Annotated in this window: 15 protein-coding genes, 1 tRNA gene and 1 pseudogene; 8 read left to right on the top strand and 9 right to left on the bottom strand. The window is 69.7% G+C overall.

What is annotated here, in order from left to right; genetic code table 11:
* Positions 1 to 10 precede the first annotated feature (10 nt).
* From P9K36_RS26870 to P9K36_RS26860, 3 genes are read right to left on the bottom strand one after another with little or no spacing between them, the layout of a single operon-like run.
* Positions 11 to 1,636, bottom strand: coding sequence for an efflux transporter outer membrane subunit (locus tag P9K36_RS26870; protein ID WP_278306240.1), 1,626 nt, complete (start codon positions 1,634 to 1,636; stop codon positions 11 to 13).
* A 1-nt stretch (position 1,637) separates the two neighbouring features.
* A complete protein-coding gene (locus P9K36_RS26865; protein WP_043388087.1) occupies positions 1,638 to 3,212 on the bottom strand; it encodes a DHA2 family efflux MFS transporter permease subunit in 1,575 nt (524 codons plus the stop codon).
* Positions 3,209 to 4,228: an HlyD family secretion protein gene (locus P9K36_RS26860; protein ID WP_236961860.1), complete on the bottom strand. Its 1,020-nt coding sequence runs from the start codon at positions 4,226 to 4,228 to the stop codon at positions 3,209 to 3,211. Before P9K36_RS26860 ends, P9K36_RS26865 begins: the two co-directional genes overlap by 4 nt.
* A 572-nt stretch (positions 4,229 to 4,800) precedes the next feature.
* Between P9K36_RS26860 and P9K36_RS26855 the strand changes: the two genes are divergently transcribed.
* Both P9K36_RS26855 and P9K36_RS26850 read left to right on the top strand, forming a co-directional pair.
* Positions 4,801 to 5,457: a TetR/AcrR family transcriptional regulator gene (locus P9K36_RS26855; RefSeq protein WP_051976314.1), complete on the top strand. Its 657-nt coding sequence runs from the start codon at positions 4,801 to 4,803 to the stop codon at positions 5,455 to 5,457.
* A gap of 196 nt (positions 5,458 to 5,653) precedes the next feature.
* A pseudogene (locus P9K36_RS26850) lies at positions 5,654 to 6,565 on the top strand (IS630 family transposase); the annotation flags it as partial.
* 283 nt (positions 6,566 to 6,848) lie between these two features.
* On the opposite strand, the gene P9K36_RS26845 reads toward P9K36_RS26850, so the two are convergent.
* The 4 genes from P9K36_RS26845 to P9K36_RS26830 form a co-directional block, all read right to left on the bottom strand.
* Positions 6,849 to 6,938: transfer RNA gene (locus tag P9K36_RS26845), tRNA-Ser, on the bottom strand.
* Between the two features lie 81 nt (positions 6,939 to 7,019).
* On the bottom strand, positions 7,020 to 8,138 hold the full coding sequence (locus P9K36_RS26840) for an AAA family ATPase (protein ID WP_043379141.1): 1,119 nt from the start codon (positions 8,136 to 8,138) through the stop codon (positions 7,020 to 7,022).
* On the bottom strand, positions 8,135 to 9,067 hold the full coding sequence (gene hemF / locus P9K36_RS26835) for an oxygen-dependent coproporphyrinogen oxidase (protein WP_043759901.1): 933 nt from the start codon (positions 9,065 to 9,067) through the stop codon (positions 8,135 to 8,137). Before hemF ends, P9K36_RS26840 begins: the two co-directional genes overlap by 4 nt.
* Positions 9,068 to 9,171: 104 nt before the next feature.
* Positions 9,172 to 9,585, bottom strand: coding sequence for a PaaI family thioesterase (locus tag P9K36_RS26830; protein ID WP_043379135.1), 414 nt, complete (start codon positions 9,583 to 9,585; stop codon positions 9,172 to 9,174).
* 437 nt (positions 9,586 to 10,022) lie between these two features.
* On the opposite strand from P9K36_RS26830, the gene P9K36_RS26825 reads away from it, so the two are divergent.
* Positions 10,023 to 10,532 (top strand): MucR family transcriptional regulator, encoded by a 510-nt coding sequence (locus tag P9K36_RS26825; RefSeq protein ID WP_278306238.1) that lies wholly within the window; start codon positions 10,023 to 10,025, stop codon positions 10,530 to 10,532.
* A gap of 61 nt (positions 10,533 to 10,593) precedes the next feature.
* On the opposite strand, the gene P9K36_RS26820 is transcribed toward P9K36_RS26825, so the two are convergent.
* Complete coding sequence (locus P9K36_RS26820; RefSeq protein ID WP_043355407.1) at positions 10,594 to 10,773, bottom strand: hypothetical protein; 180 nt, start codon at positions 10,771 to 10,773, stop codon at positions 10,594 to 10,596.
* A 276-nt stretch (positions 10,774 to 11,049) separates the two neighbouring features.
* Between P9K36_RS26820 and P9K36_RS26815 the strand changes: the two genes are divergently transcribed.
* The 3 genes from P9K36_RS26815 (at position 11,050) to P9K36_RS26805 (ending at position 13,199) form a co-directional block, all read left to right on the top strand.
* Complete coding sequence (locus P9K36_RS26815) at positions 11,050 to 11,511, top strand: GNAT family N-acetyltransferase (RefSeq protein ID WP_278306237.1); 462 nt, start codon at positions 11,050 to 11,052, stop codon at positions 11,509 to 11,511.
* Positions 11,512 to 11,581: 70 nt separating this feature from the next.
* Positions 11,582 to 11,938 (top strand): hypothetical protein, encoded by a 357-nt coding sequence (locus tag P9K36_RS26810; protein ID WP_043759899.1) that lies wholly within the window; start codon positions 11,582 to 11,584, stop codon positions 11,936 to 11,938.
* 130 nt (positions 11,939 to 12,068) lie between these two features.
* Positions 12,069 to 13,199, top strand: coding sequence for a DUF2336 domain-containing protein (locus P9K36_RS26805; RefSeq protein WP_043759897.1), 1,131 nt, complete (start codon positions 12,069 to 12,071; stop codon positions 13,197 to 13,199).
* A gap of 11 nt (positions 13,200 to 13,210) precedes the next feature.
* Here the strand turns inward: P9K36_RS26805 and P9K36_RS26800 are convergent, their stop codons facing one another.
* Positions 13,211 to 13,540: a hypothetical protein gene (locus P9K36_RS26800; protein WP_043355398.1), complete on the bottom strand. Its 330-nt coding sequence runs from the start codon at positions 13,538 to 13,540 to the stop codon at positions 13,211 to 13,213.
* 253 nt (positions 13,541 to 13,793) lie between these two features.
* Here P9K36_RS26800 and P9K36_RS26795 point away from each other — a divergent pair, with 253 nt between their 5' ends.
* On the top strand, positions 13,794 to 15,686 hold the full coding sequence (locus P9K36_RS26795; RefSeq protein WP_043759894.1) for a PAS domain-containing sensor histidine kinase: 1,893 nt from the start codon (positions 13,794 to 13,796) through the stop codon (positions 15,684 to 15,686).
* A gap of 27 nt (positions 15,687 to 15,713) precedes the next feature.
* On the top strand, positions 15,714 to 16,430 hold the full coding sequence (locus P9K36_RS26790; protein WP_043355396.1) for a peptidoglycan-binding domain-containing protein: 717 nt from the start codon (positions 15,714 to 15,716) through the stop codon (positions 16,428 to 16,430).
* Positions 16,431 to 16,474 lie beyond the last annotated feature (44 nt).

Raw genomic sequence — 16,474 nt, 5'->3', positions numbered from 1 at the left:
GGGCCTGATCTCACAGAATCGGCCCGGCGCCCGCATGGGTGAGATCGGCAGCCGGGACAGAGACCCGGGACAGGTCTAGCGCCGGTGTCGGACCCGCCGGGAAGGTGCTTTCCCAGCCGCCCCCCAGCGCCTTCGACAGAGCCACAAAGTCAGTCGACATCGCCGCCGTCGCCTGGACGAGGTTGGTCTCGGCCTGCAGCACGGTCTGAGAGGCCTGGAGGACGGTGGTGAAGATCTCGACGCCCTGCGTGTACCGCGCCCGGGACAGCGCCAGCGCCTGCCGCGCATCGGCCACCTGCCGCGCCAGCCGCGCCCGGCGGCCCTCGTCGCCCCTGAGCGCAGCCAACGCGTTGACGACGTCGTGCCAGCCCTGGAGCACCGCCTTCTGGTAGGCGATCGCCGCCTCCTGCTGGCGGGCCCGCTGGAGGACGAGGTTCGACTTGAGCCGACCGCCCTCGAAGAGCGGGATGGAGATCGACGGCCCCACATTCATGTATTGCAGGGACGAGCCCCGGAAGATCTTGCCCGGATCGACCGCGTTGACGACCGGGCTCGCCGACAGCGTCACGGAGGGGAAGAACTGCGCCTCGGCGACGCCGATCTCGGCGACCGCCGCGTGCAGGTTGGCCTCGGCCCGCCGGATGTCGGGGCGGCGCAGCACGAGGCTCGACGGTACCCCCACGGGGATTCGCGGCGGCACCGGCGGGATCGCGCGGCCGGTCACCAGCTCCTGCGACAGGGAGAGCGGCGGCTCGCCGAGCAGCAGCGCGATGGCATTGATCTGCTGGATCTCCTGCTGCTGGAGCTGCGGCAGCTGCGCCTTGATCGCTTCGACCTGCTGGGCGGCGTTCGCCGTGTCGAGGCCCGTGACGAGACCCCGCTGCTGGCGGATCCGCACCACGTCGAGGATCTGCTCGTTGACCTTGATGTTGGTGAGGTCGATCCGGATCTGTTCCTGCGTCCCGCGCAGCTGCACGTAGTCGCGTGCGAGTTCCGCCTGGCTCGAGACCAGCGCGTCGCGCCGCTGCTCGGCGGCCGCGTCCGCCTGCGCCTGGGCGGATTCCACCGACCGGCGGACCTTGCCCCACAGGTCGAGTTCCCAGGAGGCGTCGAAGCCCAGCGTATAGCTCTCGAAGCCGTTGGTCAGCGGCGCCGTCAGGTCGCTGCTGGAGGCGCTGGAGCCGCTGCCACCCGTGACGCCGCCGAGGGAGTTGGACAGGAGGCCGATCGTGCCGTTCTTGCTGAATTGCTGCCGGTAGACACTGCCCTGGCCGTTGAGGGTTGGCAGGCCGGCGGCGGCCGCGGTGCCGAGCTGGGCCCGGCTCTGGAACAGGCGCGCTGTGGCGGTCTGCACGTCGAGGTTCTGCGCCGCGACGCGGTCCTCGAGCTGCGCCAGGATCGGATCGCGGAAGGCGAGCCACCACGTCACCGCCGGCTCCACCGCGCTGGTGTGGGCGAGAAGCGGCAGCGGGGCCCGGGCCGGCTGGCCGGTATCGAGGTAATCGCTCGATTCCGCGAGCGGCGCCGCGGGGGGCAGGAAGTTCGGTCCGACTGTGCAAGCCGTCAGCCCGGATAGGGCGAGGGCCGCGCCGCCGCGCAGCCACGGGCGGGGCCGAGAGGAGATGCGGGAGGTCATGTCAGTGTCCTCCCCCGCCGCCCTGCGCGGTCTTGGCCGAGATCAGGAAGCAGAGCGGCACGACCATCAGGGCGATGACGGCCGTGTACTGGAAGATGTTGCTGTAGGCCAAGACCTGCGCCTGCTTCATGTAGGTCTGGTAGGTGTGGGCGACCGCCTGCTGATGCACGACGGAGGCTGCGCGGCCGAGTGAGCGGAGGGTGTGCTCACTCTCCTGGATCAGCGTGTTGTAGCCGGAGCGCAGCGGCGTCATGAACCCCGACAGGTGCGCTTGGTCGGCCTGCGTGCGCTCGGTGATGGCTGCGGTCGAGAGCGAGATCCCCAGCGACCCGAACACGTTCCGGAACATCGAGAACAGGGCCGCGCCGTCGCTGCGGTATTTCTGCGGCAGGGTCAGGTAGGCGATGGTCGAGATCGGCACGAACAGGAAGCCGAGCGCCGCGGTTTGGAGGGAGCGCATCAGCACCAGGGTCCTGAAGTCGATGTCGGGGGCGAGCCGGCTGGAATAGAACAGGGCCGCGCCCATGAAGGCGAAGCCGAACATGACGATGAAGCGCGTCTGGACGACCTTCATGAGCTGCCCGACGATGGGGATCAGGATGATCACCACGATCCCGCCTGGCGACAGGATCAGGCCGGATTTCAGCGCGGTGTAACCCAGCACGTTCTGGGCGAATTGCGGGATCACCACGGCGCTGGCGTAGAGGGCGAAGCCCATGGCGCCGATGAGCACGCAGCCCATGGCGAAGTTCTTGTCCTTGAACACGTCGAGGTCGATGATCGGCTTCTTCGCCGTCAGCAGCCAGCAGATCGCCCCGAACACGCCGAGGAAGCCGATCGTCGCCATGATCCGTATGAACGGCGAGCCGAGCCAGCCGTCGTCCTCGCCGCGGTCGAACACGATTTGCAGGCAGCCAATGCCGATCACGATGAGGGACAGGCCGATATAGTCGATGCCGCGCTTGGTCTTGCGCTTCTCCTGCTCGGAGGGCGGGTCCTGCACCAGGATGCTGTTGGCGATCACCGCCAGGATCCCGACGGGGACGTTGACGAAGAAGATCCAGCGCCAGTCCAGGTGCTCGATCAGGTAGCCGCCGAGCGTCGGCCCGAGCACGGGCGCCACCACGGTCGCCACGGCGGTCACCCCGAAGGCCGCCCCGCGCTTGGCGGGCGGGAACGTGTCGAGAATGATCGCCTGCTGGCTCGGCTGCAGGCCGCCGCCGAAGAAGCCCTGCATCAAGCGGAACACGATGATCTGGCCCAGGCTCTGCGAGATGCCGCACAGGAAGGACGACACCGTGAACATCGCGATGCAGATCAGGAAGTAGCGCTTGCGCCCGATCGTGTCGGAGAGCCAGCCGGCGATGGTCAGGACGATGCCGTTGGCGACGAGATAGGCGGTGAGCGTGTAGGTCGCCTCGTCGCTCGAGGCGGCGAGCGACCCCGCGATGTAGGGCAGCGCCACGTTGACGATCGTGGTGTCGAGGATCTCCATGAAGGCGGCGAGCGTCACCGTGATGGCGATCAGCCAGGGGTTGTAGGCGGGTTTCCAGCCTTGGTTCGGATCGCCGCTCATTTCAGCAGCACCGTCGGCTCGACGCTGACGCCGAGGGGCAGGGGCTCGTCCTTCTTCAGCCCGGAATCGATCACGATCTTCACCGGCACGCGCTGGACGATCTTGATGAAGTTGCCGGTGGCGTTCTCGGCCGGGAAGGCTGAGAACTTCGAGCCCGAGCCGCGCTGGACCGAGTCCACATGGCCATGCAAGTCGAGGTCGGGATAGGCGTCCACCGTGATGGTGACCTGCTGGCCGGGCCGCATGCCGTCCAGCTCGGTCTCCTTGAAGTTGGCCGTGATCCAGACGTCGGTGGTGACGAGCGACATCACCTGCTGGCCCGCCGTCAGGTAGTCGCCGGCATTGACGTTGCGCCGGGTGACCCAGCCGTCCTGGGGCGCGCGCACGACAGTCCACTCGACGTTGAGGACGGCTTGGTCCAGCTGGCCCTTGGCCTGCTCGGCCTGCCCCTGGAGCTGGTCGACCTGCTGCTCGGACTGGCCGATATTCTGCTGGACCGGCATCGCCTGGATGACCCGGGCCTCGGCCTGCTCGACCTGCGCCTTCGCCTGCTGGTAGTTCGCGGCGGTCGTATCCACATCCTGCTGGGTGGTGGCCAGCTTCGGCAGGCTCTTCTGCCGGTCGTAATTCGCCTGCTGCAGGGCGAGGTTGGCCTTGGCCGAGGCGAGGTTCGCCTGCGCCAGCGCCAGCGCGGCCGGGAAGTTCTTCTTGGCGATCTCGACGCCGAGTTTCTGATTGGCGATCTGCGCTTTGCTCGCGTCGAGCTGACCCTGGGCCTGCTCCTGTCGGTAGACGTATTGCCGGGCATCGATGCGGAACAGCGGGTCGCCCTTGTGGACGAACTGGTTGTCGGTGACATCGAGGGAGATCACCTGCCCGGCGACCTGGGGCGCAATGCTGACGATGTTGCCGTCGGTATAGGCATCGTCGGTCGAGGCCTTGCCGCGGGTCGACAACCAGAAATAGAGGCCGCCAGCCACCATCAGAAGGACCACGACCGCGCCGATGCCGATCACGAGCGGTCGGCGCTTGCTGCGCCGTTCAGCATCCTGATCCCGGCCGCCCTGTTCCGCATTGCCGGTCCGCCCATCGCGGCCCGATCCGTCCTGCCCGTCCGATCCTTTGCCGCGGGGGTGCTCTTCGTTCTGCTGACGCCCGCGGCGATCGGCATCGGCCGATCGATCCGCGTCCCGACGCCCGCGATCTCCTACGGATTCGCCTCCGTCATCGTCCTGATCGTCATCGGGATAATTGTCCTGCGCTTCGTCCCGGGCGCGGTCGGAGCTGCGGCGGCTCGTCTCGAACGCCACGGACCTTGCACCGTCCCACCGTTCCTCGCGGTCGGATGCGCGTGCCGCGCGGCGCCCGCGATCATCGGCTTCGGAGCCGAGATCGATATAGTCGCGGCGGTCGCGCGGGCGGCCACCGGAGCGCGATCGACGGTCAGTATCATCGTCGGCCATGAATCGGATTCGCAACCCTATCGACCGCGCAGCCGAAGGAACACTCGATCACGCGGCCCACTTGCCTTAGACGCGGTCAACATAACCGAACCCGGCGGTTCGGATGTGCGAGGGTGGACGGAGCGATGTCAAGCGCCGCAGAGGTCGATCAGAAGGCCGCGCGTGGGCCAATCCCGCGCGGGGCGCGGCGCCGCGCGGAGATTGCCCAGGCTGCCGAGAAGGTATTCCTCGAGCACGGTTTCGCTGAGACGACGATGCAGATGGTCGCTCTCGCGGCTGGGTCGTCCAAAGAAACGCTCTATCGGCATTTCGGCAGCAAGGAAGATCTGTTCATCGAAGTGGTGGACAACCGGAACAACGAAGTCCGACAAGTTCTCGACTCAACTCTGGAGAGCGATGGGCCCATTCCAATCGTCTTGCAATCGGTCGGCATCGCACTTTTGGAATGCATGTGCAGCCCCATGGTGGTCGCGCTGGCTCGCATGATCGTGAACGAGACTCACAGGCATCCGGCGCTCGGGGAGGCCTTCTACGCGATGGCGCCGGGCCGTACCCTGCAGAAGCTCACGGGCTACTTGGCCGAGGCCCGGACCCGCGGGGAATTCACCGGCGACGATCCGGCGCGGGCGGCGGAGATCTTCACCGGCAGCATCATGGGCAAATTCGTTCCGCTGATGCTGTTCACCCCGCACACCTTCGCCATCGATCCCGATCAGATCAAGGACCATGTCGCCGAGGCGGTCTCTGTGTTCGCGAAAACTTATGTCGCAAAGGATCGCTAGCGGAGAGATTGTTTTTTGAACCAAAAAATCCAAGATTATTTGAAATCAACAAAACTATAAAACATTTCATCTAACATTATATTCAAGTATTTTCCAGACCGACTAGAGATTTTTCGGAATGCGCTGAGTCGGACGGCTGGGGTTCACACCGGGCATTTGGGCTGATTCATTGCGCGCTCCCTGTGAGGAGCACGGCATGGGCCGACCCGACAGCCAGGATCTGCGTGAGCGGGTGGTTGACGCGGCAGGCGCGACCTCGCGCCGGCAAGCGGCCAAGCACTTCGAGGTGGGTGCTGCGACCGCGATCCGCTTTATGACGGCACTGGCCACGACCCGAACGGTGGCGACCCGTCCGCAAGGTCGGGCACGCCGCTGCAAGCTCGATCCGCACGAGGCGTTTCTGCGGGCCCTGATCGCCGAGCGGGATGACGTCACCCTGGAGGAGATGCAGGTCCGCTTGAAGGATGAGCACGACCGAACGGTTGGGCTGCGCACGCTGTGCAGTTTCCTGACGCGCGCGGCCTGACGTACACAAAAAGACAGCCCACGCCACGGAGCACGACCGTCCGGACGTGAAGGCCGCTCGCGAGGCGTGGTTCGAGGGCCAGCCCGATCTCGACTTCGCCCGCCTCGTGTTCCTCGACGAGACTTGGCCCTCGACCGACATGGCCCGCACCTGCGGCCCCCCCGCGGCAAACGGCTTCGCTCGAGCGTGCCGCACGGTCACTGGAAGACCACGACCTTCGTGGCGGGCCTGCGCCTGTCGGACCTCGCGGCGCCGTTCGTGCTGGACGGTTCGATCAACCGCGACGCCTTCCAGACTTCCGTCGAGCGCGTGCTCGTGCCCGAACTCGCTCCCGGCGACACCGTCGTGATGGACAACCTCGGCAGCCACACAGGGCCGGCCGGCGCGCGGCTGCTCTTCCTCCCGCCCGGCTCGCCCGACTTCAACCCGATCGAGATGGCCTTCTCAAAGCTCAAGGCGCTGCTGCGCAAGGCCGCCGAGCGCACTGTCGAGGGATTGTGGGCAGCCATCGGTCGGCTCATCGATACGATCACGCCCGATGAGTGTGCCAACTTCTGCGCCGCCGCAGGATATGAGCCAGATCAAATCGAAAACGCTCTAGCGAAATCCATCGCCCGCCGGAACACACGCATTGGATGCGAGAGGGCATCCTCCTGCCTCATGTCTCAGCAGTAGATGCGGTTCAGCCTGTACAGGAGCGCGGCGGGTTCCAGGCCTGCCACGATCGGATCGCGAGGCATCGAATTGCCAGGGCGAACAGTCCTTATTTATCGATGACGCACGCGCCTCAGCGATAAATTATGATGAGATCGTAGCCGGAAACGCGCCCAAAAACGAAAATCTATGGCGTGCGTCACGGGACGACTGGCGGAGAGGGGGGGATTCGAACCCCCGATGCCCTTGCAGGCATGCCGCATTTCGAGTGCGGTGCATTCAACCGCTCTGCCACCTCTCCGCAAGGTGCCTCGATGAGACCGGCGGTGCCTAGCACGCGCGGCGCAGCTTCACAAGCGAGACGTCGCCCGCCTGCGCCGGATCAGACCACCACCGTGATCGCCTGCGCGGCGCGGGTCAGGCCGGTGTAGAGCCAGCGCGCCCGGTGCTCGCGGAACGCGTAGGATTCGTCGAACAACGTTACCCGGTCCCATTGCGATCCCTGGGCCTTGTGCACCGTCAGCGCGTAGCCGTAGGTGAATTCGTCCGTCTCGCGCCGCAGGAACAGCGGGATCTCCTCGTCCGAGCCGGTGATCATCGCCCGCAGCACCTTGATGTCGGTGGGCTTCCGGCGCAGGGCCGGATCGTCCTCCGGCACCACGTCGAGCCGGATCAGATCCGGCCGCGGCGGTGCGCGCAGCGCCTGGACCGTCCAGGTCGAGCCGTTGAGCAGGCCCTTCACCCGATCGTTGCGCAGGCAGACCAGCTTCTCGCCGATCGCCGGCATCGGATCCGTGTGGCCGGCGAGTTCCCGGAGCCGGGCATTGTAGAGGCGGCGCGTCTTGTTGAGGCCGACCAGCACCTGGTCGCATTCGAGCACCTCGGCCGGATCCAGGGTGCGGCGCGACACGACCCGGCTCTGCCCATAGCTGCCGAGTTCCAGCCGCCCGCCCTCGCGGATCGTCATCGCCATCCGGACGATCGGGTCATCCTTGGCCTGCCGATGCACCTCGGTGAGCATCACGTCGGGCTCCGCCTCGGTGAAGAAGCCGCCGCCGCGCACCGGCGGCAACTGCGCCGGATCGCCCAGGACCAGCACCGGCCGCTCGAACGACAGAAGATCGTTGCCGAGATCGGAATCCACCATCGAGCACTCGTCGATGATGATCAGATCGGCCTTGGCGGCCGGCCCCGAGCGGTTCAGCGTGAAGGTCGGCCCGCCCTCCTCCGCCTCCTTGGTGCGGTAGATCAGCGAGTGGATCGTAGCGGCGTCGTAGCAGCCCTTCTGGCGCATCACCGAGGCCGCCTTGCCGGTGAAGGCCCCGTAGACCACCGTGCCGTCGACATCCTCGGCGATCCGGCGGGCGAGCGTGGTCTTGCCAGTGCCGGCATAGCCGAAGAGCCGGAACACCTGGGATCCCCCGTCCCGCCGCCACGCGGCGATCGCCTTCAGCGCCGCGTCCTGCTGCGGGGCGTAGGCGGCCGGCAGCCCCGCACTCACGGCCAGCGCACGGTCGGCGGCATCGAGGAGAGGATCGAGGCGACGTTGCCGCCGGTCTTCAGGCCGAAGATCGTGCCCCGGTCGTAGAGCAGGTTGAACTCGACGTAGCGGCCGCGCCGCACCTGCTGCTCGTGGCGGTCCGCCTCGGTCCAGGGCGTGGTGACGTTGTCGCGCACGATCTTCGGATAGGCCTCCAGGAAGGCCTGTCCGACGTCGCGGGTATAGGCGAGGTCGGCCTGCGGATCGCCGCTCCAGAGATAATCGTAGAAGATCCCGCCGATACCGCGCGGCTCGTTCCGATGCTTGAGGTGGAAATACTCGTCGCACCACGCCTTGTAGCGGGCGTGATCGATGCCGTGCGCCGTGCAGGCCCGCGCCAGGCAGGCGTGGAAATGGCGGCTGTCCGGATCGTCCTGATTGCGGCGCCGGTCGAGCACCGGCGTCAGATCGGCCCCGCCGCCGAACCACGCCCGCGTCGTCGCGACGAACCGGGTGTTCATGTGCACCGTCGGCACGTGCGGATTCCACGGATGGGCGATCAGCGAGATGCCGGTGGCGAAGAAGCGCGGATCCTCGGCGGCGCCGGGCATCTGGGCCCGGAATTCCGGCGCGAACTCGCCATGCACCGTCGAGATGTGCACCCCCGCCTTCTCGAAGACGCGGCCGCGCAGCATCGCCATGACGCCGCCGCCGCCGGGCCGGCCGGTATGGTCGGTCCGGTTCCACGGGGTCTTCTCGAAGGTTCCGGGGCCCTCGGGCGCATCGGGATGGAACGGGCCCGTCGCCTCAGCCTCGATGGCCTCCAAGGCCGCGAGGATGCGATCGCGCAGCGTCTCGAACCACGCCGCGGCCTCGGACTTCATGGCCGCCACGTCGGCCTCTGAGGGAGGCGCAGCCAGGGCTGCGCGCGCGTCATCCGGCATCGTCATGAGACAGGCTTTTCCACCGTGCCGGGCGCACGTCAATGCGGGCGCGGCCCGACGTGACCGCGCAGGCGTCCGGAGCCGCCACCCGCCGCGGCGGCGCGGGCGGCCTACGCCGGTCCCGGCCGCTCGCCGACGGGCTTGAGCAGCCCCGTGGCCGTCGCCACCAGATCCCCCGCCGCATCCCGGATCTCGGCCTCGCAGAAGATCACCGACCGCCCCGCCCGGGTCACCCGCCCCTCGGCGATCAGGACACCGCGCCCGGGGGCGAGGAAGCGGGTCTGCATGTCGAGGGTCACCACGGGGCGCCCCGCCTGCAGCCGGGCCGCCGTCCCGAGGGCGACGTCGAGCAACGTGCAGAGCGCGCCGCCATGGGCGATGCCGAGATTGTTGGCGTGCTCCGGCTGCAGGGCTAGGCGCAGGCGCGTCCGGCCGGCGCGCACGTCGAGGGCCTCGATGCCGCAATGATCCACGAACGGGATGGTGGCGCCGAAGACGGTGCCCGGTTCCGATTGCTGGTCCACGTCGATCGCCCCGGATCCCGTCTCACCCGGACGTTTATGGCCCAGATGCGCCCGAGGCCAGGACCGGCCACGCGCAGATCACGTGACAGTCCGGCCGAAACGTTCATCCCGCGTCGATGCGCTGACGGGACATCGCGGCGGGCCGCCGCGTGAAGTTCCGGGCGTCTCATCAGACCCGAAACGGATCTTCGCAGAGGAAGCCCGCCGCTAGATCGCGACAGAAGGCATAATCGGCGCCCGTCCGCAGGCCGCGGCCACATCCAACCTCGCCTCCGGCATGTCGGTTTGCTCGACCAACGATTTCAGCTCGACCCACGGCTTCAACAATATGCGTGTTCATGACCGGGGCATTGTGTAGGGAAATGCTCGACGACGACTTGATTTTGCTGCACAGACGTTAGAACCGTCTCACCACGGTCGGATAGAGGGAATCATCGATGGACGACACCGCCACTGAGCAGCAGCAGACCTTTATCGAGCAGGCGTCGGACATCGTCTCGGCGTATGTCTCGAACAATTCGGTGCCCATCAGCGAGTTGCCCGGTCTGCTCGCCGGCGTTCACGCCGCGCTGACGAAGCTTTCGGCCCCCGCGGCGACCGTGACCGAGACGGCCGACAAGCCGACGCCGGCCCAGATCCGCAAGTCGGTGACGCCGGACGCGCTGATCTCGTTCATCGACGGCAAGCCGTACAAGACGCTGAAGCGCCATCTGTCGCGCAACGGCCTGACGATCGAGCAGTATCGCGAGCGCTTCGGCCTGCCGCGCGACTACCCGTCGACGGCCGCGAGCTACTCGGCCCAGCGTTCGGAACTCGCCCGCAGCCTCGGCCAGCAGCGCCGCAAGTCCGCTGCTCCGGCGCCGGCGCCGGCTCCGGAGCCCGTCGCGGAGGTGGCCGAGAAGCCCAAGCGCGTGAGCCGCCCCCGCAAGGCCAAAGAAACGGCCTGAGCCCGGCCCCTCGGCCGGGCCCCTGGATCCCGGCCGGCCCGCAGCCCGCGTGCCGGCCGGATCACGCGAAGTCGGCGAGATCGTCGGCCACGTCGCCCGCAGCGACGTCCGTCTCGGCCCTGTGCCGCTCGACCGCTTCGGCCTCTTCGGCCGTCCCGGGTCGCGGCACCGGCCGCTCGGTCTCCGGATGCGCCTTGCCGGCCGCGTCGTCGGTGGATTGATCCGTCACCCGACCCGCCATGCTGCGCGCTCCCCGAACTTGAACTGGGAAGCAAAGCGCCAAAGCCCGTGCGTGTTCCGCCCCGCGAACACTCCCGCGAACACTGCGGGTGACCCCGCCGAAGCCCGGTCCGGCGCTCGTTCGCCTTCCTGAAGACGCTCTCCAGATCCCGTCGAAGGACGAGGCCGAGGGCCGCGACGGCACCGGCCTCGACGCGGCCCGTGCGGGCTGCGCCCGCGGGGGACGGATCGCGATGCGCCGCGTTGCACGTCCGGGCCGGCCGATCAGGAGCGGAATTTGGGCACTCGCTACGGGCTGGAGATCCGCGCTGCCGCGAGTCCCGACGCCGCCGGGCTCGCGGCCCTGTTGGGTGAGGCGGGGATCGCGGTCAGCGCCGCGGACCTCGCGACCCGGCTCGACGCCCTGCAACAGGACGGCGGCACCGCCCTCGTCGCCGTGGAATGGGGACCGCCGAGCGGCCTCATCACCATGTCCCCCGTCCGGACCCTCGAGGCGCCGCGGCCCTTCGGCCTGATCACCAGCCTCGCGGTCGCGATCGAATCCCGCCGCCGGGGCATCGGCCGGGTGCTGCTGAAGGCGGCCGGCCGGGCGGCGCGACAGGCGGGCTGCGACCGGCTGCTCCTGGCCGCGGCGCCGGACCAGGAGGCTTTGCGCGCCTTCTGCAGGGCGGCCGGCTTCACCGATGCGGGGCAAATGCTCGCGCGGCCGCTGCTGAAGCGCGGCGCCGGAGAGGCCTGAAAGCCGCGACATCCTGGCCGCAGCCGACCGGGCCCATCGGGCGTTGTGACCGGAGACTGGAGTCCCCCCGATGACGCTGCGATCCGAGACCCCGCCGCCCCCAGCGAACCTGCCCTGCGATCCGCCACCGGATTCCGACGCGCCGACCGCCGCGCAGCTCAAGGGTGACATCGACAGCGGCCGCACCGCCGACAAGACCCCGCACATGGATATCGGCGCGGCCCCGCTCGGGACCTGCGAGGAGGCCGGCGGGACGCCGCCGACGCCCCAGGAGGTCCGGATCGCCCGGCAGAACGAGCGTGCCCCCTCGGAGCGGGCGGCGAAGGGCTACGTGCACCAGCGGCAGCCCTGGGTCCTGCCGCTCTATGTCGGCATCATCGTCGCGGCGGCCTTGGGGCTCGGCCTCGTTCTCTGGCTGACGCGCTGAGGCCGAAGCGGGGCCGCGCGCGGGCCACCATGATGCAGGACGGCACGGTCGCGGCGGAGGCGGTTTAAAGGTCGATTCACGTCGATGCGGTTAGCGTGACCTTACTGCAGTCTTGCGTAACCGATCCTCCATGCCCCCATCCGTCGATGCTCCGCCGGACCTGTCCGGGCTCCTCGAACTCTCACGCATCGAGAATCTCGATCTCAAGCCGGTGATCCTCCGGGTTCAGACCGACCTGTTCGTCCGGGCGGCGGCCCGGGACAGGACCGAGATCGAGATCTTCGAATCGCTCGCCTGCGGCCTGATCCCCACGGTGGATGAGGAGACCGCCCGGGTGGTGGCCCGCAAGCTGGCCCCCTGCCCCGAGACGCCGCCGGCAGTGCTGGAGGCGCTCGCGCTGCGCGGCGGCGAGGCCCGCGACGCGGTGGTGGAACTGGCCCCGACCCTGAGCCATCGCCTGATCGAGGCGGCCCTGGCCGAGGGATCGGATATCGCCGCCCGCATCGCCGCCCGGGCCGGGTTGAGCCGCGAGGCGGTGGACGAGCTCTCCCGCGAGGGCCGCCCCGAGATCGACCGCGCGCTGGCCGCCAATCTCGGCCACACCCTGCGGGGGGCAGCCCTGGCGCGGCTCGTGAACCGCGGCCGCGGCGCCCCCGACCTCGCCCGGCTCCTCCTGGTCCGGCCCGACGTCTCGGCCGCCGACCTCGTGCCCCTGTACCTGCACGCCGATCCGATCCGCCGCACGGTGATCGGCCGGGCCGTCGAGGCGACCGCCGCCCTGCGCCCCTGCCCACCGGCGCCCCGCGGCCTCGGCGAGACCCTGACCGGCCTGTCCGCCGCCCGCGACGTGCCGGCCTTCATGGCGGCCCTGGCCGACGGTCTCGGCCTGCCGCGCGATTTCCTGACCGTGGTCGCCGACGCCAGCGCCCGCTACGACCTCCTGACCCTGGGTTTGCGGGCTGCCGGCCTGCACGAGGAGGAGGCGGTCTACATCTTCCTGACCCTCAACCAGGGTGTCGCGCGCTCGGCCGAGCGGGTGGCCGACCTCGTCCGGCTGTTCCGCACCGTGAGCCGGCCAGCCTCCCGGGACCTGATCGCCGCGATCCTCGACCGGCCCCTCGCCGAGCGCGGGCGCGGCGAGGCCCATCAGCCGCTGCACGGCCCGGAGGCGAAGCTGCGCCAGGGCGCAGAGCGCGTCGCCGCGCAGCGCCCCTCCCTGCCGGTGCGCGCCCGGGCGGCGGGCGGCGGGGAGCCGGCCTGACGGGCCGGACGTCAGCGGGGATCCACGGGCGGATCGCGCTGCGGATCGGCGCCCCGCCAAGCAGGCTGCCGATCGGTCTCCTCGAGGGTGTCGGTTGAGGCCGTCGGCTCCGCGGCGCGGCGGCTCAGTTCGGCCATCAGGCCGCGGGCCAGGACGGCGCGCACCGCCCGCTCGCGGGCCTCGGCTGGCACCGCGTCAAGGGCCGCCGGCAGCGCCGCCTGGGCGCTGGGCACCGCGTCGGCGAGCCGTCTCGCCTCGGCGGCCGGATCCGTCCCGGCTCGCAGCAAGGCAAAGTAGGAGAGCACGCCGATCACCAGCGCGGCGCGCAGCAGGACGGTCATGAGACGATTCCTCCGCTCGAGATCAAGCGGAAGCATTCGACGGATTTCCTCAACCGGGCCTCAACCGACCCGAGCTTTTCCGCGCGATGGTGAATGAAGCTTGTCCGCAATCGGCTGGTTACCTCGCGGAAAGCATCCCGATCAATCGGACAAGTCCCGCAACACTCGTTTAAGCCGGCTCTGCGACCGTCCGGAAGTCGTTCGAAGTCGAACCGGAGGCGCGACGGATGCGGGAACGCATTCTGCGCGGCGCGTGCCAACCTTGACCATTAAGACTGTCCTGACGTCGTTGATCGACGACCGGCTCGCGGGTCTCGTCCACGAATCCGTGGCCGACAATGCGCCGGCCCGTGCGCGCCACCAGCGCTTCCTGGTGTCGCGGCTGGCGACCGGCGCCGTCATGATGGTCGGTCTGCCGCCCTATCTGCTCTGGCGCGGGGTGCCGTCCGGCTTCGAGGTCCTGGCGATCGCGAGCCTGCTGCTGCCGGTCTTCGCCGCCGTCCTGCTCGCCCGCACCGGGTCCCTCTGGATCGCCCACGCGGTCTCCTCGGCGGGCCTGACCGGCCTCGTCGTCGCCCTGGCGGGCGTCACCGGCGGCGCCACCTCGCCCGCCGCGGTCTGGCTGGTGGCGATCCCCCTGGAGGCGCTGGTCTCCGGCTCGCTCCGCGCGACGATCGCGGCCTCCGTCATGGCGGTTCTCGGCGTGCTGACCGTGGTGGCCCTCGGCGCCTGGGCCGGCGCCCTGCCGGTCATGGACATCTCGGCGGGGATCGCGCTCCCGGCCTTCGCGATCACCGCGATCGGCCATGTCGCCGCCCAGGCTCTGGAGCACATGCGCAACGAAGGCGTCTGGCGCGAGCGGCTGCGCGACAACGAGGCCCGCGACCGGCTGCTGCTCTCGGCGATCGACGATCTCGTGACCTGGCACGACCGCAACGGCCGCGTGCTGGAAGCCTCGGTCTCGGCCACGCGGCTGCTCGGCAGCGATCCGGCCCGGCTGCGCGGCCATGGGCTGCTGGAGCGGGTCCATGTCGCCGACCGGCCGGCCTTCCTCAAGGCGGTGAGCGACGTGGCGGCGACCGGGCGGCCCGCGACCCTGCCCCTGCGCCTGCACGTCGAGGCCGAGGCCGGCCGGCCCGACGGCGTGAGCCTGATCCACGCCGAGATGCGCGCCCACCGGATCGAGCACGGGCCGCACGAGGCCGCCATGGCGGTGGTGGCGGTCACCCGCGACATGACCGAGCACCACCGGCATGCCGTGGAGCTGGAGCGCGCCCGCGCCGAGGCCGAACGCGCCGACGCGATCAAGGGCCGGTTCCTGGCCAACGTGACCCACGAGCTGCGCACGCCGCTCAATGCGATCATCGGCTTCTCCGAGGTCCTGGCGGGCCAAGGCGCCGTCAGCCTCGGCCCGGACCAGGCGCGGGAATATGCCGGCATTATCGGCGCCTCCGGCCACCATCTGCTCGGCGTGGTCAACACGCTGCTCGACATGAGCCGGATCCAGAGCGGCAATTTCGACTGCGCCCCCGAATGCTTCGACATCGCAGGCCTGCTTCGGGCCTGCTGCGACCTGATGCGCCTGAAGGCCGACGCCGCCGGCATCGTCCTCACCGTCGCCCCGTCGGGCCCGGTGGAGATCACCGCCGATCCCGCCGCCTGCCGGCAGGTTCTGATCAATCTCATCTCGAACGCGGTGAAGTTCACCCCGCGCGGCGGCCGGGTCGACCTGTCCCTGCGCCGCGGCGCGGGCAGCCTGGACATCGTCGTGGCCGATACCGGCGTCGGCATCGGTACGGACGACCTGCCCAAGCTCGGGACCCCGTTCTTCCAGGCGGGCAGCGGCGGCTACAAGCGCCAGCACGAGGGGACCGGCCTCGGACTCTCGGTGGTGCAGGGCCTGGTCGGCTTGCACGGCGGCGCCCTGCTGATCGAGAGCGCCCCGCAGGCCGGGACCGTCGTGACCGTAACCCTGCCCCTCGTCTGCCCGGCTCCGGCGGCCGACCATGGGCCGGCCCCGATCCGCACCGCCGTGCGGGGCGCCCCGGTGTCGCGCCGCGTGGTGCGCCTGCCGCTCGGCCTGTTCGACGCGGAGCCGAGCGCCGCCTCGGTCCCGGCCGACCCGGTCCTGCGCCGCACCGCCTGATCGGCAGATCCCCCGGAAGGAGACATGATGTCAGGCTACCGCGAGATCACCGTACCGGGCGAACCCAGCCGCGCACGCCGTCCCGCGCCGCGCCGCGCCGCCGTCCAGGGCGACTGGCGTGCCGTCCTCGTCGGCGCGCTGAAGGCGACGGGCGCCACCTGCCGGACCAGCCCCGGCACCGTTCTCGGCAGCCTCGCGGCCCTCTGCGCGGCGGGCTTCGTCTGCGTCAACGCCCTCGGCTACCAGACCGGGCGCCATCCGGCGCCGATCCTGCCCAAGCTCGCCCAGAAGGCGCCTGCCGCGCGCGAGGCGGCCCCGGCCGCCAAGGAGCCCGTCCGGGAGGCGGCCCGGGATCCGGTGCGCGTCATCGATCCCGAACGCGTCGCCGCGCCGGCGCCCGCCAAGCCGGCGGCCCGGGACGCGATCGGCGAGCTGATCCGATCCGATGAGACCACCGCCTCGGTTACCCCGAAGGCGTCGCCGGTCCGCCCGGCCGCGAAGCCGGCTCCGAAGGAGACGAAGGACGCCGCCAAGACCGCCAAGCCCGAGAAGGACGGTGATCCGGTGATGCGGGCCCAGAAGGCGCTGTCGAAGCTCGGCTACGCGGTGAAGCCCGACGGCGCGATGGGACCGGGCACGCGGGCGGCGATCGAGAAGTTCGAGCGCAGCGCCAAGCTGCCGGTCACCGGCGAGGCGACGGGCCGGACCCTGCGCGAGCTGATGGCCCGGGCCGGCCACGGTTAGCGAGACAGGGCGGCACCCCCGCCGCGCTTGCGGCGCGGGTGCCG

Origin of the sequence: Methylobacterium sp. 391_Methyba4 (assembly GCF_029691625.1) — a bacterium.
Classification (GTDB): domain Bacteria; phylum Pseudomonadota; class Alphaproteobacteria; order Rhizobiales; family Beijerinckiaceae; genus Methylobacterium; species Methylobacterium fujisawaense.
This window is presented reverse-complemented; position numbering and strand designations above follow the sequence as displayed.

What these genes read in the sequence shown, in the direction of transcription:
- P9K36_RS26870 (WP_278306240.1), bottom strand. Translation starts at nt 1,636, where the DNA reads ATGACCTCCCGCATCTCCTCTCGGCCCCGCCCGTGGCTGCGCGGCGGC.
- P9K36_RS26865 (WP_043388087.1), bottom strand. Translation starts at nt 3,212, where the DNA reads ATGAGCGGCGATCCGAACCAAGGCTGGAAACCCGCCTACAACCCCTGG.
- P9K36_RS26855 (WP_051976314.1), top strand. Translation starts at nt 4,801, where the DNA reads ATGTCAAGCGCCGCAGAGGTCGATCAGAAGGCCGCGCGTGGGCCAATC.
- hemF (WP_043759901.1), bottom strand. Translation starts at nt 9,067, where the DNA reads ATGACGATGCCGGATGACGCGCGCGCAGCCCTGGCTGCGCCTCCCTCA.
- P9K36_RS26825 (WP_278306238.1), top strand. Translation starts at nt 10,023, where the DNA reads ATGGACGACACCGCCACTGAGCAGCAGCAGACCTTTATCGAGCAGGCG.
- P9K36_RS26820 (WP_043355407.1), bottom strand. Translation starts at nt 10,773, where the DNA reads ATGGCGGGTCGGGTGACGGATCAATCCACCGACGACGCGGCCGGCAAG.
- P9K36_RS26810 (WP_043759899.1), top strand. Translation starts at nt 11,582, where the DNA reads ATGACGCTGCGATCCGAGACCCCGCCGCCCCCAGCGAACCTGCCCTGC.
- P9K36_RS26805 (WP_043759897.1), top strand. Translation starts at nt 12,069, where the DNA reads ATGCCCCCATCCGTCGATGCTCCGCCGGACCTGTCCGGGCTCCTCGAA.
- P9K36_RS26800 (WP_043355398.1), bottom strand. Translation starts at nt 13,540, where the DNA reads ATGACCGTCCTGCTGCGCGCCGCGCTGGTGATCGGCGTGCTCTCCTAC.
- P9K36_RS26790 (WP_043355396.1), top strand. Translation starts at nt 15,714, where the DNA reads ATGTCAGGCTACCGCGAGATCACCGTACCGGGCGAACCCAGCCGCGCA.